The following is a 22730-nucleotide window of genomic DNA, read 5'->3' as shown; positions in this document are numbered from 1 at the left end:
GTTGATTTCTGGTAACGGTAACAGTCATTGTGCAAGTGCAGAAAGTTCACGGGAGCACAGGGTATGGATCAGGTATCAGCCGCATTCGGACCGCAGGCGTTTGATGTTCAGGGTCGGGGCGCGTGGCCTTCGCGGTTCGCGGTGACAGAACTCGCGACCAGATGCTTTGGCGCGGTGGGTTCGGCGCTGGGCGCGTTGATCGAGGCCAAGGGTCTTGGGCCGCGCCCGGCGGTCATGGTCGACCGGCGGTTGGCGTCGCTGTGGTACTCCTGGTCAATCCATCCACAGGGCTGGCAGATGCCCGGCGCCTGGGATCCGATTGCGGGTGACTATGCGGCGGCGGATGGCTGGATCAGGTTGCATACCAATGCGCCGCATCACCGGGATGCGGCGCTGTCGGTACTTGGGTGCGGGGCCGAGCGCGCAAAGGTGGCCGAGGCGCTGCGCGGCTGGCAGATCGACGCGCTGGAAACCGCTGTTGTGAGCGCGGGCGGAGCTGCGGCGGCGATGCGCGATCGCGCGGCCTGGCTGGCGCATCCGCAGGGGGCAGCGGTGGCGGCGGAACCGCTGGTGCATTGGGCGACGCGCGCAGGTGCCTTGCGCGATTATGGCGGCACGCGGGCGCGGCCGCTGGCGGGGCTGAGGGTGCTCGACCTGACACGGGTGCTGGCGGGGCCGATGGCGACTCGGACGCTGGCCGGGTACGGGGCCGAGGTGCTGCGCATCGACCCGCCAAGCTGGTCGGAACCGGGGGTGGTGCCAGATGTAACACTGGGCAAGACCTGTGCCCATCTGGACCTGAAACAGGCCGCCGACCGGGTCCGGTTCGAGGCGCTGCTGGAGGGGGCGGATGTGCTGGTGCATGGCTATCGGCCCGGCGCGCTGGATGCGTTGGTGCCGCCCGAGCGGCGGATGGAACTGGCGCCGAACCTGATCGAGGTGAGCCTCTGCGCCTATGGCTGGACCGGGCCATGGGCGGGGCGTCGCGGGTTCGATTCGCTGGTGCAGATGAGCTGTGGCATCGCCAAGGCGGGCATGGGTTGGGCCGGGGCCGACAAGCCGCATCCGTTGCCGGTGCAGGCGCTGGACCATGCGACGGGCTACCTGATGGCGGCGGCGGTCTTGTCGGCGCTGGCGCGGGCGGCGCGGGGCGAGGGCGTGTCCTCGGCCCGGTTGTCCTTGGCGCGGACGGCAGAACTGCATTGTGCCTTGGAGGCGGCCGAGGAGGGTCCGGCGATCACCGGGTCTGCGCCCGATGACCTGTCGGATTGGCAGGAGCAGACGCCTTGGGGACCGGCGCGGCGGTTGAAGCCGGCGCTGAGCGTCGAGGGGGCGCCGATGCACTGGGACAGTGCGGCTTGCGATCTGGGATCGTCGCCCGCCGCCTGGCGCTGATCAGGTCAGCCACCAGAGGAGGCCCGAGAGTGTAAAGAAGGCCAGCGTGGTTGCCGTGAGCAGCGCGATCGAGGCCATGCCTTCGTGCCTCAGTTCCTGCGCAAGAACGGCGTAGATGCCGAACATCGGCATCGCCGCCGACAGGATCAGGGCGGTGCGCATGTTGGCGTCCAGCGGCAGGCCGATCGCGGCGACCAGCATCACCGCCAGAAGGGCCAGCGCCGGATGAAGCAGCAGTTTCAGCGCCGAGATCTGCACCGCATGCCAGCGGCTGCCGCGCCAGCTGAGGCCCGCGAGCGAACCGCCGATCACGACGAGCGCCAGCGCCGAGGCGGAGGCGGCCAGCATCTGCATCAGCCGGGTCACGGCCTGCGGCATGGGTACGCCTGCGAGGCTGACCGCCAGACCCAAAAGCAGGCCGATCACCATCGGACGTTTCAGCACGCCCCAGAGGATGCCCGCGATTCGCTGGCCGATGCCGCCCTGGCCGCGCCCACGCGCCATGTCCATCAGGATCAGGCAGGCGGGGATGATCAGCACGTTCTCGACCAGCATGTTGAGCGCCAGAATCACGCCCGCCAGATCGGGAAAGGTGAGCAGCATCACAGGATAGCCGACAAAACCGGAATTGGGGCAGGAACTGCCCATCACGGCCACCGCGCGGCGGCTGGCCTCGGTGCCCGCCAGCGTGAACCACAGATAGCTGAGCCCGACTGTGGCAAGGCCGGCGGCAGCAAAGGCCAGCATGTAGCCGGGGTGAAACACCTCGGCCACATCGCGGCTGGCCACCGCGTTGAAGAGAAGCGCGGGCAGCGCGATATCCATCACATAGCGGCCCAGAACCCGCATGTCGCCGGTGCTGAACCAGCCCTGCCGGACCACCAGGAACCCGACCGCCAGAGCGGCGTAGATCGGGAAGGTGATGCTCAGGATCTGGCTCAAGCCTGAATCCAACCGACAGGCAGGGGGGTGCCGATCTCGGCGGCGAAATCGTCGAGAAAGCGCAGCATCAGCGCGATGCGCGCCTCGGCCAGGACGCGGCCCTTGGTGGTCAGCATGCCCTGCGGCAGGGCCAGAAGTTTCACCCGCCAGTGATCGAGCGAATAGAGCGTATCGTCGGGGGCGCGGTGTTCGCAGAACGGGTCGGCGGGGTCATAGAGCGCCCGGCCCAGCGACCCCGAGACGGAAAAGTTGCGTGCGATGCCGATGGCGCCCAGCGCATCGAGCCGGTCGGCGTCGCGCAGGATACGGGCCTCCTCGGTCTCGGGCGGGATGCCGGCAGAGAAACTGTGCGCCACGATGGCGTGCCGGGTGGCGGCGATGCGCATGGCATCGAAACCAAGCTCGCGCAGCAGCGGCTCGGCCGCCTCCGCCGAGCGGCGTGAGGCGGTGTGCCGGTCGGGCGCGTTCTTGGGCAGGTTCACGAGGTCGTGCAGATAGCTGGCGGCAAGCAGCACATCCCTGTCGGCCCCGGGTCCGGCAATGGCCTGCACATTGACCCAGACCCGGTCCAGATGCGCCAGGTCATGTGCCGGGTCGGTGACCATGCGCGTGGCGACAAGGCTGCGTAGCGCGTCGTGCAGGTCAGCCGATATGGCCACGATTGGCCCCGATCTGGCCGCGGTGCAGCAGCAGGTGGTCGAGAATCACGCAGGCCATCATTGCCTCGCCCACCGGCACGGCACGGATGCCGACGCAGGGGTCGTGGCGGCCCTTGGTGATGATCTCGGTTTCCTCGCCGGTCCTGGTAATGGTCTTGCGGGTGGTCAGGATCGAGGAGGTGGGTTTCACCGCGAACCGCACCACGATGTCCTGCCCGGTGGAAATGCCGCCCAGAATGCCGCCGGCGTGGTTCGAGCTGTATTGCGGGCCGTTCTGTCCCATGAAGATCTCGTCGGCATTGGCCTCGCCAGTCAGTTCGGCGGCGGCCATGCCCTCGCCGATCTCGACGCCCTTGACCGCGTTGATCGACATCATCGCGGCGGCCAGATCGGTGTCGAGCTTGCCATAGACCGGCGCGCCGAGGCCAGCGGGCACGCCGCGTGCAACGACCTCGATCACCGCGCCGACCGAGTTGCCGGATTTGCGCAGCCCGTCGAGATAGTCGGCCCAGTCGGAGGCGGCCTGGGCGTCGGGCACCCAGAACGGGTTCTGTTCGATCTGCGACCAGTCGAAACGGGTGCGGTCGATCCGGTTCGGGCCCATCTGCACCATGTAGCCGGTGATCTGGACATTTGGCGCAAGCGCCCGGATCGCCTCACGCGCCAGCCCACCGGCGGCCACCCGCGCGGCGGTTTCGCGGGCCGAACTGCGGCCGCCGCCGCGATAGTCGCGGATGCCGTATTTCTGGAAATAGGTGATGTCGGCGTGGCCGGGGCGAAACTTGTCCTTGATGTCACCGTAGTCCTTGGAGCGCTGATCGGTGTTCTCGATCATCAGCTGCACCGGCGTGCCGGTGGTCTGGCCCTCGAACACGCCGGACAGGATCTTCACCTCGTCCGCTTCGCGGCGCTGGGTCGTGTATTTGTTCTGACCGGGTTTGCGGCGGTCGAGCCAGTGCTGGATCATCGCCTCGTCGATGGGCACGCCCGGCGGGCAACCGTCGACCGTGGCGCCAAGCGCGGGTCCGTGGCTTTCGCCCCAGGTGGTGACGCGGAAAAGATGGCCAAAGCTGTTCATCGACATGGGCGGGCTCCTTTGCGCGATGTGCTTAGCGGGCTGCGTCCCGGGCCTCAAGGGGTTTACGGGGCGGGAGGGGGGCGCTGCCCCCGTCTCCGTGCTGCGGAGACGCCTCCGGAGCATTTGTGGAAAGATGAAGATCAGGCGGTGCCGTGACGTTTCGGCCGGGTGGCCGTGATCTGGAGCGCGGCGCGGCCGGTGACGCAGGCATGCCGGCTGGCGCGCCTCGGTGCGAGCACGAACCGAGGAGCGCTTGCCAAGCAGCGGGCTGCGCTGCAAGACGTTCCTGCAGGACAGGAGGACAAGCATGCACCCCAACCTCGCGTTTCGCGGCGAAAGCACCGCGCGCAATCTGGAGTTCGCACGCGCCCGAGGGTTCGGCGTGCTGGCGATGGCGGCGCAAGGCGCGCCGTTGATCAGCCATGTGCCATTCCTGCTGAACCCGGCCGGGGATGTGGTCGAACTGCATCTGGTGCGATCGAACCCGATCGTGCGGCTGCTGGCAGAGCCGGTGCCGGGGCGGCTCGTGGTCAGCGGGCCGGACAGCTATGTCTCGCCCGACTGGTACGGGATGGAGGAGCAGGTGCCGACCTGGAACTATGTCGCCGTGCATCTGGTCGGCCGACTGGAACTGCGGCCGCAGGAGGAGATGCGCGGCCTGCTCGACCGGCTATCGGCCGAGTTCGAGGGGCGCCTTAGCCCCAAGGTGCGCTGGGTCGCGGACAAGATGCAGCCCGAGGGGCTGGAACGCATGATGCGGATGATCGTGCCCTGCCGGTTCCGCATTGAAGATGTGCAGGGGACTTGGAAGCTGGGGCAGAACAAGCCCGACGCCGCGCGGATGGGGGCCGCAGAGGCGCTGGAGAAAGCCGGGACCGGGGCCGAAGTGGCGGCGCTGGCGGCGTTGATGCGGGCAGTGTCCTAGGCTGTCAGCCCGGCGGCGTGGGCGATTTCCGCGGCAACGAAATCGGGCGCCTGCATCGGCATGAAATGCGTCAGGTCAGGACGTTGGATGTCGGTGCCATCGGGAAAGGTCGCCGCCAGCCCCGGCCAGGTCGGCGAGCGGGTGAAATCGTGCATCGTTTGCAGGTCGAACGGGTCCGAGCGCAGAACGCAAACCGGGCAGGCGACACGGGCCACGTGATCGAAGATGGCCGGGTTAGAGAAAGCCGCCATATAGGCCGCGGCCTCGGTCTCGGGCGCGCAGGCGAGCGTCAGGCCCCCCTCGCCGTCGGGGCGCAGGGCGTGGTCGCAATAGGCGTGCAAAGCCTCGGGCGTGAACAGTGCATAGGGACTGCGGTCGCGAAAGCGGGCGAACATTTCGTCCGGGCCGGTGAAATCGCGCTTGCGCAGGGCAGCCGGATGCAGGCCCACGGCCTGCATGATCCGGGCCCCGGTTTCGTAGAACTCCGGATCCATGATCACCGGGTCGATGAGGACCAGCGCAGCCACCCTGTCGGGCCTCATCGACGTGGCCTGGGTCAGGGCATGGCCGCTGATCGAGTGGCCGATGCCGACGATGTCGCGCAAATCGAGCATATCGAGCAGCGCGGCCAGGTCCTCAGCTATGACATGCCAGTGATCGAACGGGCCGCCGGTGCTGTGGCCGTGGCCGCGCAGATCGACGCAGATCGAATGCACCGGCGGCAGGCAAGCGATCACCGGATCCCAAACGCGGGCATGAAACCCGGTTGCGTGAGAGAGGAACAGGGTCTTGCCCCGACCGCGCAGATCGGAATGCCGTTCCACGTAGGACAGGGTGATGTCGCCGATCAGGCAGGATTTGCGGCTTGGGCGGTTTGGCATGTCCATCTGGCTACCTGCTGCGAGAGTTGCAGGCAGCCTAGCGGCTGGGGTGCCACGCGCTCAAACGGGACGTTGGGTCAGGTTCGGGGCTTGATTTGGCGGGTGGGCAGGATACCACTTGTCGCATCGGTGGCCGTTTCGGGCCGTTACACGGGAAGTCGGGAGAACGCAGCATGATGAAACTCTACTACAGCGCGACGTCGCCCTATGTGCGCAAGGTCATGGTCCTGCTGCACGAGACCGGCAAGCTGGGCGATGTCGAACTTGTCACCGCCAGCGGCACACCGCTGGCCCCGGCCGAGGCGCTGCTGGCCAAGAACCCGCTGACCAAGGTGCCGGCGCTGGAACGGCCCGAGGGTCCGACCCTGTTCGACAGCCGGGTGATCACCGCCTATCTGGATACGCGCTACAAGGGCGGGCTCTATCCGGCGGGCGACGGGCGCTGGAACACGATGACGCTCGAGGCGCTGGGCGATGGTATCACCGATGCGGCGCTGTTGATGACTTACGAGGGGCGGCTGCGGCCCGAGGACAGGCGATGGGACGACTGGACCGAAGGGCAATGGAACAAGATCGCCCGCGCCTGCGCCGCGCTGGAGAGCCGCTGGATGGCACATCTGGCCGGTCCGGTGGACATGGGGCAGATTGCGGTGGCCTGTGCGCTGGCCTATGTCGATTTCCGGCACGACGCGCGCGGATGGCGCAACGGGAACCCGGCGCTGGCCGCGTGGTTTGCGGATTTCGAATCGCGCCCGTCAATGGAATCGACGCGCCCGCCCGCAGGCTGAGAGGGGTAAAATTCCGGGTTGCGCTTGAAATTGTGTGGCTCTGCCGCGACATGAAAGGCAAACTGCGGCGTCCTGCGCGCCTTTGACCGCTGGACGAACGGTTTTCTCCCGGCTAGATACCCGCGATGAGACACCGCATTTTCCTGCGGCGTACATGCATGTTTGCCCGAACCCGGGCGCTGGAATCGGAGAAAACCTCGTGTCCCACGCAGAAGACCACGAAGGCACCCGCAGAGATTTCCTCTACTACGCCACGGCTGGCGCAGGTGCCGTAGCCACGGGAGCCGTTGTCTGGCCCCTGGTGAACCAAATGAACCCCTCGGCCGACGTGCAGGCTCTGTCGTCGATTCGCGTGGATGTGAGCGGCGTCGAAGTGGGCACCCAGATCAGCGTGAAATTCCTGGGCAAGCCGGTGTTCATCCGCCGCCGCACCGAGGAAGAAATCAGCGAGGCACGCGCCGTTGAACTGAGCGAACTGATCGACCAGAGCGCCGAGAACCCCAACAAGCCGGGCGCCGATGCCAGCGACGAGAACCGTTCGCTGGACGAAAGCGGTGAATGGCTGGTGATGATGGGTGTCTGCACCCACCTGGGCTGCGTGCCTCTGGGCGATGGCGCCGGCGATTTCCACGGCTGGTTCTGCCCCTGCCACGGTTCGCACTACGATACGTCTGGCCGGATCCGCAAAGGCCCCGCGCCTGAGAACCTGCACATTCCGGTGGCAGAGTTCGTCGACGAAAACACCATCAAGCTGGGATAAGGAAGCGCGCTCATGGCCGGTATTCCGCACGACCATTACGAACCGAAGACGGGCGCCGAGAAGTGGCTGAACAGCCGCCTGCCCATCGTCGGTCTGATCTATGATACAATCATGATCCCCACCCCCAAGAACCTGAACTGGTGGTGGATCTGGGGCATCGTCCTGGCCTTCTGCCTGGCGCTTCAAATCATCACCGGCATCGTGCTGGTGATGCATTACACGCCGCATGTCGACATGGCCTTCGCCAGTGTCGAGCACATCATGCGCAACGTGAACGGCGGTTACATGCTGCGCTATCTGCACGCAAACGGTGCATCGCTGTTCTTTGTCGCCGTATACATCCACATCTTCCGCGGCCTGTTCTACGGCTCTTACAAGGCCCCGCGCGAAGTGACCTGGATCATCGGCATGCTGATCTACCTCTGCATGATGGGCACTGCCTTCATGGGCTACGTGCTGCCTTGGGGCCAGATGTCGTTCTGGGGCGCAACCGTGATCACCGGCCTGTTTGGCGCGATCCCCTTCGTCGGCGAAGCGATCCAGACCTGGCTGCTGGGCGGACCCGCCGTGGACAATGCCACGCTGAACCGCTTCTTCTCGTTGCATTACCTGCTGCCCTTCGTCATCGCAGCGCTGGTCGTGGTGCATATCTGGGCCTTCCACACCACCGGCAACAACAACCCCACAGGTGTTGAAGTTCGTCGTGGGTCGAAAGCCGAGGCCGAGAAGGACACGCTGCCGTTCTGGCCCTACTTCGTGATCAAGGACCTTTTTGCCCTGGCCGTCGTTCTGGCCGTGTTCTGGGCAATCGTGGGCTTCATGCCGAACTACCTGGGTCACCCCGACAACTATATCGAGGCCAACCCGCTGGTGACGCCCGCGCATATCGTGCCGGAGTGGTACTTCCTGCCCTTCTACGCGATCCTGCGTGCCTTTACTTCCGACGTCTGGGTGGTGCAGTTCGCATCCTTCGTCACCGGGGGCATCATCGACGCCAAATTCTTTGGTGTGCTGGCGATGTTCGGTGCGATCCTGGCAATGGCTCTGGCGCCCTGGCTCGACACCTCGTCGGTCCGTTCGGGCAAGTACCGTCCGATGTTCAAATGGTGGTTCTACCTGCTGATCATCGACTTCTTTGCCCTGATGTGGCTGGGCGCGATGCCCGCGGAAGAGCCGTATGCATCGTTCTCGCTGATCGCCTCGGCCTACTGGTTCGGCTATTTCTTCGTGATTCTCCCGATCCTGGGTGTGATCGAGAAGCCGCTGCCGCAACCGGCGACGATCGAAGAAGACTTCAACGCGCACTACGGCACGGCGTCTGACGCCACTCCGGCCGAGTAAGAAGAGGGACCGGGACTCATGTTCAAGAAACTTGCAATCGGTGCCGCTTTTGCCCTGGCGCTTGCTCCTGTCGCATCTCATGCGGCAGGCGGCGGCGAGCAGCATATCGAGGATTTCCAGTTCTCGTTCGAAGGCCCCTTCGGCACTTACGACCAGAACCAGCTGCAACGCGGCCTTCAGGTCTATACCGAGGTCTGTGCGGCCTGCCACGGCCTGAAATACGTGCCGCTGCGCACGCTGGGCGACGAGGGCGGCATCGGCTGGAGCGAAGATCAGGTCCGCGCCTATGCGGCCGAGATGTTCACCGTCTATGATCCGGAACTGGAAGACGATCGCCCGGCGATCCCGACCGATCACTTCCCGGCCAATACTGCCGCCGGCGCTCCGGACCTCAGCATGATGGCCAAGGCGCGCGCGGGCTTCCACGGCCCCTATGGCCTGGGCATCAACCAGATGTTCAAGGGCATCGGTGGCGCGGAATACATCGCCTCGTTGCTAACCGGGTACACCGGCCAAGAGAAGGAAGAGGCCGGATCGATCCTCTATGAAAACACCGCCTTCCCGGGCGGCTGGATCTCGATGGCCCCGCCGCTCAGCGACGAACAGGTGGAATTCGCCGATGGTCATGCCAACGACCTGCATCACCTGTCGGCTGACGTTTCGGCCTTTCTGATGTGGGCGGCCGAGCCCAAGATGATGGCACGCAAGCAGGCCGGCCTGGTCGGCGTCGTGTTCCTGACCATCCTGGCCAGCATGCTGTACCTGACCAACAAGCGCCTTTGGGCTCCGCACAAGGGCAAGAAAGCACACTGAGCCCTTTCACTGGTTCCGAAAGACCAGCCCCCGCAGCCCAGGTTGCGGGGGTTTTTCGTTGCGCCGGCAGATGCTGTGTATCGGCCGGACGTCGACATCAGCGCGCGCTTGTTTCCGGCGCATAAGCCCCCGGCAAATGGTGCAGAGTAGCGGATGAGGTCAGTTTGAATTCACGCAGTTGGAACACCCGTCTGCGCTGATGAAAAGGAGAAACCGGAATGAGAACCCTGTCCCTTGTCGCCGTGATGGCTCTGGCCGCTGGCCCCCTGTTCGCCTTGGAGATGACCACCGACACCATTTTGGGCACGACCGAGGAGGCCGTTCGCACCAGCCTGAAGGACCTTGGTTACGACGTGCGCAAGGTCGAGGCCGAGGACGGCAAGATCGAGGCCTATGTGGTCAAGGACAAGAAAATGGCTGAAGTCTATGTCGACCCGGCAACCGGCAAGGTTGTCAAGATCGAGACGAAGTGACCGGCCATGTCCATGAACAGCGGCGGGCGCCCTGGCGCCCGCAAATACAGGGTCTGGGACCCGCTGGTACGTATCACCCATTGGGGCGTTGCCTTGGGCGTTCTGTTGAACGCTGCCCTCACGGACCCTGAAGGAACACTGCACGAGCAAGTCGGCTACGTGGTGTTGGGTCTGGTTGTGCTGCGCCTCTTGTGGTGTATCGTGGGGCCGAGAATGGCACGGTTCGCGGCCTTTCCCCCGTCTCCCGCTGCGGCACTGGCACATGTGCGGGACATGCTGGGCGGGGACCGGGCCGTGCATCTGTCACATAACCCGCTGGGGGCGTTGATGGCCTACAATCTCTGGCTCACCTTGCTGGTCCTGTCGATAACCGGGATCATGATGGGCACGGTCGCCTTTTTTGGCGTCGAATGGGTCGAAGAAGTCCACGAGGCAGCCTATGGCTGGCTGATGGTGTCGGTTGCGCTTCATGTCGGCGGTGTCCTGTTCGACCAGTGGCGGACCGGCGTGCCCCTGGTGCGGGCGATGATCGACGGGCGCAAGGCGGTGGCCCGCGACAGGCCGGTAAAATGAACGCCACGGCAGGCAAACTGCTGCGGCCCGGCGGACCCGATGAACGCCGGGCTGCGGTTCTGGCCTGGATGGTCGTCATTCAGGCTCTGTGCGCCCTGTTCTTCATCGGAGATGTGGTGTTCGACCTTTATGCCGGCGACGGGCAGGCGCCGGGCCATTTGTGGCTGGAAGGCTTCGTCGCCCTGGTTCTGGTGTTCGGACTGGGCGTGCTGATTGTCGAACTGCGCCAATTGTTGGCACGGATGGAGCGCGTTACTGCCAGTCTTATGGCGGCACGTGGCGAGATGGCGGAGGTGATCGAGGCGTTCTTCTCCGATTGGGGGCTGACACCCGCGGAGCGCGATGTCGCGCTGATGATCCTCAAGGGATTCGACAACGAGAGCATCGCGGGCATAAGGGGCCGGGCCGTGGGCACCATACGGGCCCAATCCGCTGCCATCTATGGCAAGGCGGGGGTGGACGGGCGGACCCAGTTGTTGAGCCTGTTCATGGAAGAGCTTCTGGCGGAACCCGAGTAAGCAAGGGGCGCTGCCCCTCTTGCCCTTCGGGCAATTCACCCCGGAGTATTTCCGACCAGAAAGAAGCAGGAAGGACCGGGGCGCAAGGCAAGAACGGCATCACACCTGTCGGCCGCGCGGGTCTTCGGTCTGGTCAGGTTCCGGATCGCGACCCGGTTTCCATATGGGCATGGTCAAGAGCGGCGCTGCCCTGGGTGAAGTCGCATCGTCGAGGTTGCCGCTGGGCACAGGTTTCGGGCGGCGCATGGACCCCAGTGAAGAGAAGCCCTTGTGTGGGGGTGCCAGACCCCCGCGAAAAGCGGAGCCGGACAGGATCAGGACCGTCGCCTGGGTCGGTTCAGGCCGTAAGTTGACCGCCGGAGGTACCGGTGATCATCGCGGTGACGATCCGGCCTTCGGGCTGGGGCTGGGCGAAGCGGACCTCGGTGAACTGTTCGGTGCGCCCCATGGTGGGGCTTTCCATCAGGATGCGGTGGGTTTGGCCGACCTGCGCGGCAAGGTGCAGGGCGACGCGCGCGTCGCCTGCGGCCCGCAGGCGGGCGGCGCGGCTCTTGATCGTCTTGCCGTTTACCTGGTTGGGGATTTTCGCGGCAGGCGTACCCTCGCGCCGTGAATAGGGAAAGACATGCAGCCAGGTCAGGTGGCAGTCTTCGACCAGTTTCAGCGAGTTCTCGAAATGCGCCTCGGTCTCGGTCGGAAAACCGGCGATGATGTCGGCGCCAAAGGTCATCTCTGGGCGCAGGCGGCGGGCCTCTTCGGCGAAACGGATCGCGTCGTCGCGCAGATGGCGACGTTTCATCCGTTTCAGGATCAGGTCGTCGCCGTGTTGCAGGCTGAGATGCAGATGCGGCATCAGGCGGGATTCGGTGGCGATCGCCTGCATCAGGTTCTCGTCCACCTCGATCGAATCGATGGAGCTGATCCGCAGACGCGGCAGGTCGGGCACCAACCGCAGGATGCGCATGACAAGATCACCCAGCTTGGGAGTGGCAGGCAGATCGGCGCCCCATGAGGTGAGATCGACACCGGTCAGCACCACCTCGTAATAGCCGCGATCGACCAGCCGCTTGATCTGGTCCACGACGACGCCGGCGGGGACCGAGCGGGAATTGCCCCGGCCGTAGGGAATGATGCAGAAGGTGCAGCGATGGTCGCAGCCATTCTGGACCTGGACATAGGCGCGCGAGCGGGTGCCGAACCCATCGATCAGGTGGCCGGCGGTCTCGGTGACGCTCATGATGTCGTCGACCTGCACGGTTTCTGTCTTGCCGATGAAATCGGCAGCCATGCCTTGCCACGTCTCGGGACGCATCTTTTCGGAATTGCCGATCACCGCGTCGACTTCGGCCATGGCAGCGAAGGTCTCGGGCTCTGTCTGAGCGGCACAGCCGGTCACGATCAGCCGCGCGGTGGGGTTTTCACGGCGCAGGCGGCGGATTTCCTGCCTTGCCTTGCGCACCGCCTCGGCCGTGACGGCGCAGGTGTTGACGATGACGGCGTTGTCCAGTCCGGCCTGGGCCGTCAGTTCCTTCATCGCCTCGGTCTCATAAGCGTTGAGACGGCAACCAAGCGTGGTGAACTTTGGCGCGCTCATGCCAGGCTGGCCAGGAATTCAGGCGTCAGCGTGGCGCTGAAGACATGCATGGTGGGGCCAGTCATCCAGACCCCGTCGTCGCGCCAGTCGACCCAGAGTGTGCCGCCGTCGAGATCGATCTGCACCTTTCGACCGGTGAGGCCCCGGCGCGCGGCAGCCACCGCAGTGGCGCAGGAGGACGAGCCCGAGGCCAGCGTGATCCCGACGCCCCGTTCCCATACCCGCATGCGGATACGGTCGGGGCCGGTGACCTGGGCCACTTGCACGTTGGTGCGTTGCGGGTAGAGCGGGTGAAACTCGTAGCGTGCGCCGAACTCTGCCAGCGGGATCGCTTCGGCGTCGGCGACGAAGAACGTGCAATGGGGATTGCCCATGCCTGTGGCGGTCGGGCCACCCTCGATGGGCAGTTCCAGCGTGTCCATCTCTTCGGCGAGCGGGATCTCGTGCCAGAGAAGTTGTGGCGCGCCCATGTTGACCGCTGTCAACCCGTCACCCGCGTCGCGTGCATATAGATCGCCCCGGTCGGTGGTCAGGTGCAGATCGGTCTTGCCGGTCTCGTTCATCAGGTGTCGCGCGATACAGCGTGTGGCATTGCCGCATGCGGCCGAGGTCGAGCCGTCGGCATTGTAGAACACCAGATGCGCGTCGCCCTTGCCCGGCTCTATCACGGCGAGTTGGTCGAAACCCACGCCGAAATGACGATGGGCGATTCCCTTGGCCAATGCCGCCGTAATCCCCACAGGATGCACCCGCGCATCGACAACGACAAAGTCATTGCCCAGCCCGTGCATCTTCATGAAGGTCAAACCGGCGTTCTGCTGCTGCATCATGGCGGGCATATAACGTCGGGCCGAAAAATATTCCAGCCCGCCAGAAGGATTCCTGAAAAAAGGGGTTGACCCCCTTTCACCACCTGCCTAATTAGGCCGCCTATCGGGTCGCCGGATACTCCGGAAACGAAAGCGACTCGCGGCGCAAATAAGCTCTTGAACCACCTCGGCAAAATAGCTTAGAGAGCGCCACGGATCGAAAGATCGTGCAAAAAGAGTGGGCCGTTAGCTCAGTTGGTAGAGCAACTGACTTTTAATCAGTGGGTCACAGGTTCGAATCCTGTACGGCTCACCACTCCTTTCATAACGCTGTGTGATTCGCAGTCACTTACTGGCATGCGTGTCTGCGATGAATTCGCGAGCCAAGACGGATCCAAGGTCGGGATACCTCGGCATTGACTGCCTCGGGTGTACCATAAGCCGCTTCATTTCAGCGGCATCGACTGGGCTGAGCGTCCCGCGCGCTTGCAAGCCGGAAACTCGAAACTTCAGTTGTGAACAACCTGAGTCGTGGCTAGACTGCCCGAATGTACCGTTAAAATTGAAAAAATGAGAGCATGCTGTGCGGCACCTGACAACCAAGGCTGCCGGCACTGGATATCGAAAACGAATTCAGCAGGGAGCGGATGGATGTCAGATCGAAAGACAATCGAAGACGGGTATCTGGAACCGGTCGCCGAAGGTTTGGGCTTTCCCGAGGGCCCCGTCGCGATGAACGATGGTTCTGTCCTTTTTGTAGACATCAAGGACCAGTTGCTGAGGCGGCTGATGCCCGACAAGAGCATCGTGAATGTCGCCGAATTGCCCGGTGGACCGAACGGGGTCGCCATCGGACCCGACGGAGCCGCCTATGTCTGCAACAACGGCGGGGTTTACAGTTTCATCAAATACGATCCCCTGGCGCCTCCGGGGTCGGGCAAGACCCCGGACCCCGAGCGCGAAATTACCATACCCTGGCCAGAGCGCCCAAATTACCAAGGCGGCTCGATTCAACGAGTCGATCTGAAGACCGGAGAGGTCGAACCACTTTATCATGAGTATCAGGGGAAAAACCTGATCGCCCCCGACGATATCGTCTTCGACAGGAACGGCGGATTCTGGTTCACCGATACGGGCATGCAAGAGGGCATGACGACCGAGTCGGGCGCGGTCTATTACGCCACCATCGATCGAAAGACCCTGATACTTGCTGCCGTGGTACCTACGGCCAACGGCATCGGCCTCTCGCCCAAAGGCGACAAGCTTTATGTTGCTGATACGGTTTTCGGGCGTCTCTGGGTCATGGATATCCTTGGTCCGGGCAAGCTGAAACCGGGCCCTTTGCCGACCATGCCCGGCGGAGTGGTTGAGACGCTGCCGGCGTTCAAGCTTCCAACCCAGGAAAACGCAAATCAATGGCTCGACAGCCTCAAGGTCGAGGCTGACGGGCGTGTGTGTGTCGGCACGATCTTCAATGGCGGCATCACGGTGTTTTCGCCCGATGGCCAGACGCAGCACCTGCCTGTCAATGACATGTTCACGACCAATCTCTGTTTTGGCGGAAAAGACATGTGCGAAGTCTGGATAACCGCGTCGAGCACCGGAAAGATCTACAAGACACTCTGGCCACGACCTGGACTTAAGCTGGCCTTTACAGCCTGACAGGGTGACAGGGCCAGGTCACAAGACGAGAATCGAATGTTGTCGCCACGCGGTTACTGGCGGTCGTGTTGCCGTGGGGATCGGAGGTGTTGATCTTCTCGTTGGAGAGTAGCCGAAACACTAACTGTCGTGTTAACATTGATTAACATGGTTGATGCTGCCGAAATCGACGGAATCCCGTCAAAGCGCCCACCTGAGAGGCGATTGGTGTCGGTGCTCTTTACCGACATGGTCGACTACACTGCGACGATCGATAAACTCGGCGAAGAAAAGGCCGTTTTCTTCACCCGCATGCTGTACGAAATGCTGACCGCCGTAGTCCAGCAACACGGCGGTGCGGTACGCGGATTTGCCGGCGACAGCATCATGGCCATCTTCGGTATTCCCAAGGCAATCGAGGAAGTCGGGCTGAGGGCCTGCGGGACCGCCATTGCGATCCAGCAAACTTTCGCGAATGCCGCTGACGATATCGAGAGCCGTTTTGGAGTACGCCCCGTCTTGCGTGTCGGCATCTGTTCGGGTTCAGTCGTCGTTGCCGCAGTCGAGGGCGAAAAGGGTGAATTGACGGCGGTCGGCAATACCGTCAACCTCGCCTCGCGCATTCAGTCGCTGGCGCCCGAAGGCGGGTGCCTGATTTGCGACAACACCCGACGGCTTGTCGAATGGCGCGTCGATCTGAGCTTTGAAGGCGAGTACGAAGTCAAAGGCGTGGCCCGGCAGCAAAAGCTCTGGCGGCTGCAATCCTTGCGGGACGGCACTACCCGGTTTGACGCTTCGGTCGGCCGTGGGTTGAGCCGGTACATTGGCCGCGAAGCCGAGCTTTCGGCCCTTGCAGACGCATATGACGCGGCTGGGTCAAGCCTTCGTGTGGTCGATCTCGTCGCGGAACCGGGCCTTGGCAAGACGCGGCTGGTGTTCGAATTCCTGCGCAGCGAGAAATCGAAAGCCGCGAAAATATTCACTGGTCACTGCACTGCGGTTGGCGAGCAGGTTCCGTTCCTGCCGTTCATCGAAGTTGTTCGAACTTCCTTCCAGATCCAGGACGAAGATGAGCCAGCGGAAATTGAAGGCAAGCTTCGGACGGGGCTTCAAGTTACCGGGCTGGACACCGCTGAAAACCTCGGGCTCTTGATGAACCTCCTTGGCCTTGAGCCTCCAAAGGGTGCGCTTGATGGCCTTGATGGGGTTCTGATCGGTTTGCGCACACGCGATTTATTGCCCAATCTGCTCAAGGCTCAATGCAAGATCGGGCCCGTGATCCTTTTGATCGAGGATATCCATTGGATCGACGGCGCTTCGGAAGACATGCTGCGGAGGCTGATTGCCGACGGCGGGATCGCCAACTTGCTGATCATCACGACCCGACGGCCGGAGTATACGCCGGCCTGGCGCGAGTCCGCGGCCACTGTGACACTGGCGCTCCAGCCGTTGTCAGAAGACGATATCCGCCACCTTGCACAAAGCCGGTTGCAGGTCGAATCCCTGCCTGACGGGCTGGTCCGCACGGTGATCGAGCGCTCTGGCGGGAATCCTCTTTTCGGTGAAGAGATTCTGACCTATCTGATCGAGAATGGCGCGCTGAAGATCGTTGATGGACAAGTTCAGTTCGACACCAGCTCTGCCGACGGCGTCCTGCCGTCCAGCATGCAGAACCTGCTTTTCGCGCGTATTGAACAGCTTCGACCCGCCGACCGCATGGTTTTGCAAGCAGCAGCTGCAATCGGTAGGCAGTTCGATCCCGGCCTGTTGTCGATGGTCGTCGAACAATCGGATGAAACGGGTTCGGTCCTTCAAAGGTTGCAGGCGCTCGACGTCGTTCACCGGAAAGACAATTCGTCCGACTACATGTTCAAGCATGTCCTGCTGAGGGACACCGTGTATCAGAGCCTGTTGGCTGATCGCAGGTCAGAGCTTCACCTGGCCATTGCCGAGGCTCTGGAGAAGCGCAATGCCAACCGGCTGCCCGAAGCGGCCGAAATGCTGGCGCATCACTATTCCCAGACGTCGCGCACGGATATGGCCTTTCGCTATACCGCGCTTGCGGGGGCAAAGAGCCTCGGTGTGTTTTCACATGATCAGGCCAATCGGTATTTTGCTGCGGCCCTGGAACTCTATGAAAAGGATCCGGGCTGCGCCAGCGACGCAGCCTTCTCCGAATTCCTGGGCAACTACGCGCTGTGTTCGAACATCTCGCTCGACGTGATGACCATGATCGAACTGGCGCCTCGAATTCGGCCGATCCTGAATAGGATCGGGGACAATGGCGATCACGTCCTGTTTCTGCACCACTATGTTTCCTGCCTTGTCTGCAACAGCCAGTTTCACGAGGCATTGCGTGTCCAGCGGGAGCTGACACAGATGGCCGAACGCCTGGGCGATCCCAAATCCCTGGCTTATGCGATGGTAAACGAGCTTTCCGTGGCCATTTACAGCGCACCCATCACGAATGCAGAATTCGAGGCCAGAAAAAAGAAGATCGAAGCTGCACTCACAAAGTTCGACGATGCCTATCTACAGAACTTCTACCTTGCGACTGTTGGCTGGAACGAGTTGACCCGAGGGCGCGTCCTGGGTGCGCGCGACACGGCCGAGCGCATGATCGAATTCGGCGTCAAGAACAACGATCCGCGGGCGCTGGGTTACGGAAAGGCCATGAAAGCGCTTGTCGCAGTGGTGACCGACGATCATCAGGCCGCATTGGAGTTGTCCGAAGAGGCCCTGAGCCTGTCCCGGGCCGAATTCGAAACGGCAATCGCAGAGTCCTCGCGCGTGGCCGCGCTGGTCGCACTTGAAAAACCGGGCGCCCTTGAGGCCGTAAAGGATTATGTAAATAGGAGCGCGGCAGACGGTTGCACGCTGTTCAGCGGCGTTCCTCAGACCATGTTGGGCGTGGGCCTGGCGATGGAAGGCCGCGTGGCCGAGGGCCTGCGCCAGATCGAAAACACGATCAACCTGCGCCAGGCAGAGGGGATGCAGATCGGTGCCGACTGGAATCGGTTGTTCCTGAGCGAAGTCTATCTTCAGATCCTGTCGGGCGAAGGTGGGGCGTCGATAGGCGTGTTGCTACGGAACTTTCGAACCTTGTTGGGCGTGATGATTTTCGGAGAAAAGCGGATCGCGGCCCTGATAGAACAGGCAAGGCAAAATCCGCAATACGATCAGGACGGTCACTATTTTGCGCGCGGAGAGATGATCCTTGGCCTGCTCTGCAAGATGAAGAAGCGCAACAAGGAAGCTGTCGAACACCTCAGGACCGCGCATCGCTTGATTGCGCCCACAGGGTCCTCGCCCATGCTCGACCGGATCGAGCAAGCGTTGGAAGATCTTTCTGCCTAGAGATTTTCGGGTAGTCCCGAAACGGCTTAGCCTTTGAGCCCGGACAGATAACGTATCGCGGAAAGGCTCGGCAGCATGGTATAGGCACCACCGCGGGCGATCACGAACCTTGGAAAACCGCTGAGCCTGATCCTGTGTTCGGTGCTTGTTGTCAGGTAGAAGACGCTGGTCTCCGGTTCGTTGGCACCCAGCAAGGGATCGTTCGTACCGGTGATCTCGGGGTCCTGAAGTCCAAAATTGATCCAGTCACACATGACCGCCTCGAACTGAGCGCCGTAGTTTGCGCCGATAAAATTGCCGAGCAGACCATGTTCACCGGTTTCGGGGTCGGGCCCATAGGACATTCCCCGCCGGACAAGCCGGCGCGAATAATTTGCGACTCTCTGTACGATGGGACCGCCCCGTGGGTTTGCCCGCCGCATATGAGATCCGGCAGGACAACGCGACCCGAATTTGTAATCGTAGTTTGTCTTCGACAGATCACCCAGAACATCCGAATTCGGCGACAATTCATAGGGCGTTCCATTGCGCCAGCGCCCACACATCTGCGCGGCGACAACCTCGCGGAGGGCCTCGTGCCGGTTCGTGCCGCCATTGATGTTCGCTTCCGCCCCCTTGGGCAGAAGTTCGTATTGCCTCGGGTTCTTTTCCAATTCGGTCGCGGCTTTGCTGAGATAGGCCTCAAAGGCATCCGTATTCTGCTGCAGCACGCGGAATGCATTGAAGGCGCTGTCGCGAAAAACGTTCTTGGGTTCCGGGATCGCAAACTCCACGCCCTCGAAATGCGTTACATAGCCCAGAAGAACAGTGCCCAGCGGATCCTTCGGTTCGTCCACTCCCACCTGGTCGGGGTCGAAGACATGTTTGAAACGCGGTTGCGAAATACTGTCTGTGTAGCCAAAGAATACCTTGTCGTCGGGAAGATTGCGGCCGTTGCGGGTGCCCAGAATAGTGAAGGCCCGCCCGACTTGTACCTCTACCGTATCGAAGGCGGTCTCATCGTTGGAATAGATCGACGCCACGATGTGGATGCGGTCGGGCTGATCGAATGGCGAAGGCCAGTTTTCAGGCGCACTTTGTCCGAAATCGCCCAGTTTGATGGCACGCCTGGCCATTCCCTCGGCATATTCGGACGGAAATGTCGCAAGTTGTTCTGCCGGCAGTCCCAAGGCGCGCAACCCGGCAAATGTGATGCCTATGTTGAAACAAGTTTCGAGAGGGTTGTCCCTGCTCCAATCGGCAGAACGCGTGATCCGGGGGACATCCTTTTGCGTTCCATCCGCCGATGCCGCCAGAAATCGTCGGGCAACGTCCCGGTTGGACACTTCCAGCATGAGGTGGCGAACTTTGCCGTGCCTGTAACCTCTCAGGATGTTGCCCTGAACGTTCTGGGGCGCAAAATCCTTGGTTGGACTGACCGCAGCATCAATTTCGGACATCACCACCCCACCCCGAGTTTGTTGCGAATCTGTGCAGCGGAATAACCGGGATAACCCCGGTAGCCACCGCCGAGCGAGATATTCCGGTTCGCATGCAACTGGAGGATCAGCGAACGCGGAAGAGACTCCACCGCATGCGGTGGATCATTCGGTTTTTTCCCGATCTGGGCATCCTGGAGAGCAAACAATTCGACCGGGAAGTCGGGGGCCTGGAACAGGTCGTGGTCGCGGACCCAGTCTATGAATGCCTCGACGTTCTTCTCGCAGGGGCGAAGCTTGTCGCCACCTTCGACCACCAGCATCAAGGCATCAAAGACGCTGCCGATCGTGGAAATGAAATCGCGGATGTAGTTGCTGAAATCCCCGTCGTAGACACTAATCATGCAGATATGGTCCTCGATCAGAAGAAACCGCGCGGAATGCACGGTTCCCACATTGTCGAGGCCGGCAAACACCTCGTCCACGTTCTGCGCCAGCGCCATGACAGCCTTGGCCCGCCCGATCGGGGACGGATCCTTGAGCGGCATCAGCAGGTTCATCATCCTCTGCGTACTGTCGCTGGGTTGTGGCGAGGGGCGCGGCCCGCCCGGAAGCTTGGGCTTGCCATCGCGCCAGACCCAGAAGGGCACCACGACATATTTCGAGAGGAACTGGAACCAGCGGCGCTCTGGCAAGCTGTTGACATATGTGTTCAGCCATCCGCCGTCATCGCTCATGCCTTATCCTTTCACGTTGCTGAAGGGACAGGGAATGCCACCCCGCCGGTTGCTGGAGTATTCGTACACATCCTTGCGAATCCTCAGTACCGGATCGCCGGACGGTTTGATCCCTTCTACAAGATGCCAGGGGTTGAAACTCAACTTCTCGGAATGGGCTTGCTGGTCATCCGGCACATGCTCCAGCGTCAGCGTCCCCATCATGACCCGCTTGCGGTGCGGCGGCCATTGCCGTGAGGAATCGTCGAAGTCATCGCCGATTTCACCGATCTGCATCATCAACGTGAAGCGTTCGGTCTGTTTCCCGGCAAGACGGTCTCTCAGATCCTTCTGGAGGTACTTGTCCTTCGGAGTTTCTTCGGGGTTTGTGTTCAAAACGCCCGCGACCGGCGCCCATGTGAACCGCACCCTGCGTTCCTGACCATCGCGACCGGTCACCACAAAGGTGTGGACCGCATGGTAATCTGCACGAACGTAACTGACCGGCGCTCCGATTGCGGACGCCTCGACCACGGCAGGCTGCGCCCAGGCATGTTCGTTGGCAAAGGCTATTGCCGCTTCATTCGGCCGTTCCGTCTGTCCGGGATAGGGGTCCGGCAATGGCAATTCAAGCTTCAGGTAATGCTTGATCTTCTGCCATGGCGTTTCCCGCTTGCAGGGTTGGGGTCGCGCATGGCGCGCAAATTTCAGGAAAGTCGTTTCAGTCGGCGCAAAGAACACGGACAGCGTCATCGCGATGAGGTCGGTCGATTTCCCATCCTTGAGATGAAACCGAACCGCCATGCCCCGCACATCCGACCATCCATCGTGTTCTTTGACCAGACCGATTCCATTGGAAAACCGGACGTCCACAGGCACACCCTCTGGCTTGGCCGGCGGCTGGAAATGTTCGGCGACGCAGTATTCAGGCGCAATGGGGGAGGGAACGAAATGTCCAGTCACACCAATTCCGACTGTGTGAACGGGCCGCCGTTGTGTGCTCCCGCCCGGAATATCGAGCGCCTCAACGATGTCCTGGACAAGTTTCGGGTCGGCCATCGGTTTCCTCCACCTTGACGAGATGTACGAGAGCGCGGTGCAATCTGCAGATCATGTTATACGAAATTCTAACTTCCGAAGACTTTTTTTCGGCGGGACCATGCTCATGGACCTGTATGAACACACGCTTTGTTGCTGCGATCCATTTGTCACAATGGCAGGAAACACCATAGCGCCACGTCTTCACGAAAGGATGCGGTTCTTCAGGCTCCGGTACCAACGTTCGATCCTGCACTGGATATGCGGATGATGCCGCGCGCTCCGGACGTGATCCAACCCCATGGTATCCAGGCAGGCACCAAGATCGGCCGCGAGGCAAGATGTGCTATTGTTGGTGAGCAGCCGCTCCAGCGTACCGGTGACATCCCCGTATCGACGTGCAGAGCTTTCAGGCAATGTTGTACAGGGTGTGAAACACCCCGTTGCTCCGACCCTGAAATCTGTCCGATAGGCGCTGACGTCAGACAAGCTCTACACTGACCGCCTGGTCCGGAACCCGCTCCGTTACGTAAAGGACCCAGAGACAGACAAAAACATGTCCCGCCTGAAGGAGCCGTCAGGCCAGGTCGTTACGAAATCTCCCGCCATGCGGATCGTCGATGACGACTTCTTGGCGGCACGGAGTCTCTGGAGATCATTCGGGTCTTGATCTGTCTGACGTCAGCACCTACCGGACAGATTTAGAGGTTTGAGCGACGGAGGATTTCTGGTTCATCGAAGCCATTATGGAGCGAAGATGGACAAGAAATCCGGAACATCGAAGGACGCCGCTGACAAGTTAGTCAGGGGTATCAAGCGCAAGACCCGCAAACATTACTCTGCCGAGGAGAAAATCAGGATCGTCCTGGCGGGTCTGCGGGGTGAAGAGAGCATCTCTGCGCTGTGTCGGCGCGAGGGGATTGCCGAGAGCCTGTACTATTCCTGGTCGAAGGAGTTTCTCGAGGCGGGGAAGTCCCGGCTGTCGGGCGACACGGCGCGCCAGGCGACGGC

General features: G+C 62.1%; 21 protein-coding genes and 1 tRNA gene. 13 read left to right on the top strand and 9 right to left on the bottom strand.

What is annotated here, in order from left to right:
* The first annotated feature begins 63 nt into the window (after window positions 1-63).
* Window positions 64-1395: a CoA transferase gene (locus tag BLT75_RS19305; protein WP_093035821.1), complete on the top strand. Its 1332-nt coding sequence runs from the start codon at window positions 64-66 to the stop codon at window positions 1393-1395.
* Here BLT75_RS19305 and BLT75_RS19300 read toward each other — a convergent pair whose 3' ends face one another.
* Genes BLT75_RS19300 through aroC form a run of 3 tightly spaced genes read right to left on the bottom strand, consistent with a single transcriptional unit; the run spans window position 1396 to window position 4080 of the window.
* Window positions 1396-2337, bottom strand: a complete 942-nt coding sequence (locus BLT75_RS19300) for an AEC family transporter (RefSeq protein WP_093035818.1) — start codon at window positions 2335-2337, stop codon at window positions 1396-1398.
* The gene (locus BLT75_RS19295) at window positions 2334-2996 is read right to left on the bottom strand and encodes an HD domain-containing protein (RefSeq protein WP_093035815.1); all 663 of its coding nucleotides are present in this window, start codon (window positions 2994-2996) and stop codon (window positions 2334-2336) included. Before BLT75_RS19295 ends, BLT75_RS19300 begins: the two co-directional genes overlap by 4 nt.
* Entirely contained in the window at window positions 2980-4080 is a 1101-nt protein-coding gene (aroC, locus tag BLT75_RS19290) for a chorismate synthase (protein ID WP_093035812.1), read from the bottom strand. The genes BLT75_RS19295 and aroC overlap by 17 nt, the downstream gene beginning before the upstream one ends.
* Before the next feature lie 301 nt (window positions 4081-4381).
* Between aroC and BLT75_RS19285 the strand changes: the two genes are divergently transcribed.
* Window positions 4382-4999, top strand: a complete 618-nt coding sequence (locus BLT75_RS19285) for an FMN-binding negative transcriptional regulator (RefSeq protein ID WP_093035809.1) — start codon at window positions 4382-4384, stop codon at window positions 4997-4999.
* Here BLT75_RS19285 and BLT75_RS19280 read toward each other — a convergent pair.
* Window positions 4996-5886: an alpha/beta fold hydrolase gene (locus BLT75_RS19280; protein WP_093035806.1), complete on the bottom strand. Its 891-nt coding sequence runs from the start codon at window positions 5884-5886 to the stop codon at window positions 4996-4998. The genes BLT75_RS19285 and BLT75_RS19280 overlap by 4 nt on opposite strands.
* A gap of 170 nt (window positions 5887-6056) precedes the next feature.
* Between BLT75_RS19280 and BLT75_RS19275 the strand changes: the two genes are divergently transcribed.
* From BLT75_RS19275 to BLT75_RS19245, 7 genes are all read left to right on the top strand, one after another.
* The gene (locus tag BLT75_RS19275) at window positions 6057-6668 is read left to right on the top strand and encodes a glutathione S-transferase (protein ID WP_093036063.1); all 612 of its coding nucleotides are present in this window, start codon (window positions 6057-6059) and stop codon (window positions 6666-6668) included.
* Window positions 6669-6867: 199 nt separating this feature from the next.
* Window positions 6868-7428, top strand: a complete 561-nt coding sequence (gene petA, locus BLT75_RS19270) for a ubiquinol-cytochrome c reductase iron-sulfur subunit (protein ID WP_093036060.1) — start codon at window positions 6868-6870, stop codon at window positions 7426-7428.
* A gap of 12 nt (window positions 7429-7440) precedes the next feature.
* The gene (petB, locus tag BLT75_RS19265; protein ID WP_093035803.1) at window positions 7441-8769 is read left to right on the top strand and encodes a cytochrome b; all 1329 of its coding nucleotides are present in this window, start codon (window positions 7441-7443) and stop codon (window positions 8767-8769) included.
* 18 nt (window positions 8770-8787) lie between these two features.
* Entirely contained in the window at window positions 8788-9582 is a 795-nt protein-coding gene (locus tag BLT75_RS19260) for a cytochrome c1 (protein ID WP_093035800.1), read from the top strand.
* A 218-nt stretch (window positions 9583-9800) separates the two neighbouring features.
* Window positions 9801-10055 (top strand): PepSY domain-containing protein, encoded by a 255-nt coding sequence (locus tag BLT75_RS19255; RefSeq protein ID WP_093035797.1) that lies wholly within the window; start codon window positions 9801-9803, stop codon window positions 10053-10055.
* Window positions 10056-10061: 6 nt separating this feature from the next.
* Window positions 10062-10628 (top strand): cytochrome b/b6 domain-containing protein, encoded by a 567-nt coding sequence (locus tag BLT75_RS19250; RefSeq protein WP_093035794.1) that lies wholly within the window; start codon window positions 10062-10064, stop codon window positions 10626-10628.
* Window positions 10625-11146 (top strand): helix-turn-helix transcriptional regulator, encoded by a 522-nt coding sequence (locus BLT75_RS19245; protein ID WP_245706587.1) that lies wholly within the window; start codon window positions 10625-10627, stop codon window positions 11144-11146. The genes BLT75_RS19250 and BLT75_RS19245 overlap by 4 nt, the downstream gene beginning before the upstream one ends.
* A 337-nt stretch (window positions 11147-11483) precedes the next feature.
* Here the strand turns inward: BLT75_RS19245 and mtaB are convergent, their stop codons facing one another.
* The gene (gene mtaB / locus BLT75_RS19240; protein WP_093035791.1) at window positions 11484-12740 is read right to left on the bottom strand and encodes a tRNA (N(6)-L-threonylcarbamoyladenosine(37)-C(2))-methylthiotransferase MtaB; all 1257 of its coding nucleotides are present in this window, start codon (window positions 12738-12740) and stop codon (window positions 11484-11486) included.
* Window positions 12737-13579 (bottom strand): diaminopimelate epimerase, encoded by an 843-nt coding sequence (gene dapF / locus BLT75_RS19235; protein WP_093035788.1) that lies wholly within the window; start codon window positions 13577-13579, stop codon window positions 12737-12739. Before dapF ends, mtaB begins: the two co-directional genes overlap by 4 nt.
* A gap of 210 nt (window positions 13580-13789) precedes the next feature.
* Here dapF and BLT75_RS19230 point away from each other — a divergent pair.
* The 3 genes from BLT75_RS19230 (at window position 13790) to BLT75_RS19220 (ending at window position 18547) form a co-directional block, all read left to right on the top strand.
* Window positions 13790-13865: transfer RNA gene (locus BLT75_RS19230), tRNA-Lys, on the top strand.
* A 335-nt stretch (window positions 13866-14200) separates the two neighbouring features.
* On the top strand, window positions 14201-15211 hold the full coding sequence (locus BLT75_RS19225; RefSeq protein WP_093035785.1) for an SMP-30/gluconolactonase/LRE family protein: 1011 nt from the start codon (window positions 14201-14203) through the stop codon (window positions 15209-15211).
* Window positions 15212-15418: 207 nt separating this feature from the next.
* Complete coding sequence (locus tag BLT75_RS19220; RefSeq protein ID WP_176828137.1) at window positions 15419-18547, top strand: ATP-binding protein; 3129 nt, start codon at window positions 15419-15421, stop codon at window positions 18545-18547.
* A 26-nt stretch (window positions 18548-18573) separates the two neighbouring features.
* Here BLT75_RS19220 and BLT75_RS19215 read toward each other — a convergent pair whose 3' ends face one another.
* The 3 genes from BLT75_RS19215 to BLT75_RS19205 are packed head-to-tail and all read right to left on the bottom strand — an operon-like array spanning window position 18574 to window position 21740.
* Window positions 18574-19986, bottom strand: a complete 1413-nt coding sequence (locus BLT75_RS19215; RefSeq protein ID WP_093035779.1) for a Dyp-type peroxidase — start codon at window positions 19984-19986, stop codon at window positions 18574-18576.
* The gene (locus BLT75_RS19210; RefSeq protein WP_093035777.1) at window positions 19986-20702 is read right to left on the bottom strand and encodes a hypothetical protein; all 717 of its coding nucleotides are present in this window, start codon (window positions 20700-20702) and stop codon (window positions 19986-19988) included. The genes BLT75_RS19215 and BLT75_RS19210 overlap by 1 nt, the downstream gene beginning before the upstream one ends.
* A 3-nt stretch (window positions 20703-20705) precedes the next feature.
* Window positions 20706-21740 carry a catalase gene (locus BLT75_RS19205; RefSeq protein WP_093035774.1) on the bottom strand — a complete coding sequence of 345 codons (1035 nt, stop codon included), beginning with the start codon at window positions 21738-21740 and terminating at the stop codon, window positions 20706-20708.
* A gap of 736 nt (window positions 21741-22476) precedes the next feature.
* Between BLT75_RS19205 and BLT75_RS19200 the strand changes: the two genes are divergently transcribed.
* The coding region (locus BLT75_RS19200) for a transposase (RefSeq protein ID WP_143028604.1) at window positions 22477-22730 on the top strand (254 nt) is incomplete at its 3' end.

This window comes from Ruegeria marina, assembly GCF_900101475.1.
Taxonomy (GTDB): domain Bacteria; phylum Pseudomonadota; class Alphaproteobacteria; order Rhodobacterales; family Rhodobacteraceae; genus Ruegeria_B; species Ruegeria_B marina.
This window is presented reverse-complemented; position numbering and strand designations above follow the sequence as displayed.

Excerpts from the sequence above, each read along its gene's own strand:
- BLT75_RS19305 (WP_093035821.1), top strand. The coding sequence starts at position 64 with ATGGATCAGGTATCAGCCGCATTCGGACCGCAGGCGTTTGATGTTCAG.
- aroC (WP_093035812.1), bottom strand. The coding sequence starts at position 4,080 with ATGTCGATGAACAGCTTTGGCCATCTTTTCCGCGTCACCACCTGGGGC.
- BLT75_RS19285 (WP_093035809.1), top strand. The coding sequence starts at position 4,382 with ATGCACCCCAACCTCGCGTTTCGCGGCGAAAGCACCGCGCGCAATCTG.
- BLT75_RS19280 (WP_093035806.1), bottom strand. The coding sequence starts at position 5,886 with ATGGACATGCCAAACCGCCCAAGCCGCAAATCCTGCCTGATCGGCGAC.
- BLT75_RS19275 (WP_093036063.1), top strand. The coding sequence starts at position 6,057 with ATGAAACTCTACTACAGCGCGACGTCGCCCTATGTGCGCAAGGTCATG.
- petB (WP_093035803.1), top strand. The coding sequence starts at position 7,441 with ATGGCCGGTATTCCGCACGACCATTACGAACCGAAGACGGGCGCCGAG.
- BLT75_RS19260 (WP_093035800.1), top strand. The coding sequence starts at position 8,788 with ATGTTCAAGAAACTTGCAATCGGTGCCGCTTTTGCCCTGGCGCTTGCT.
- BLT75_RS19255 (WP_093035797.1), top strand. The coding sequence starts at position 9,801 with ATGAGAACCCTGTCCCTTGTCGCCGTGATGGCTCTGGCCGCTGGCCCC.
- BLT75_RS19250 (WP_093035794.1), top strand. The coding sequence starts at position 10,062 with ATGTCCATGAACAGCGGCGGGCGCCCTGGCGCCCGCAAATACAGGGTC.
- BLT75_RS19245 (WP_245706587.1), top strand. The coding sequence starts at position 10,625 with ATGAACGCCACGGCAGGCAAACTGCTGCGGCCCGGCGGACCCGATGAA.
- mtaB (WP_093035791.1), bottom strand. The coding sequence starts at position 12,740 with ATGAGCGCGCCAAAGTTCACCACGCTTGGTTGCCGTCTCAACGCTTAT.
- dapF (WP_093035788.1), bottom strand. The coding sequence starts at position 13,579 with ATGCCCGCCATGATGCAGCAGCAGAACGCCGGTTTGACCTTCATGAAG.
- BLT75_RS19225 (WP_093035785.1), top strand. The coding sequence starts at position 14,201 with ATGTCAGATCGAAAGACAATCGAAGACGGGTATCTGGAACCGGTCGCC.
- BLT75_RS19215 (WP_093035779.1), bottom strand. The coding sequence starts at position 19,986 with ATGTCCGAAATTGATGCTGCGGTCAGTCCAACCAAGGATTTTGCGCCC.
- BLT75_RS19210 (WP_093035777.1), bottom strand. The coding sequence starts at position 20,702 with ATGAGCGATGACGGCGGATGGCTGAACACATATGTCAACAGCTTGCCA.
- BLT75_RS19205 (WP_093035774.1), bottom strand. The coding sequence starts at position 21,740 with ATGGCCGACCCGAAACTTGTCCAGGACATCGTTGAGGCGCTCGATATT.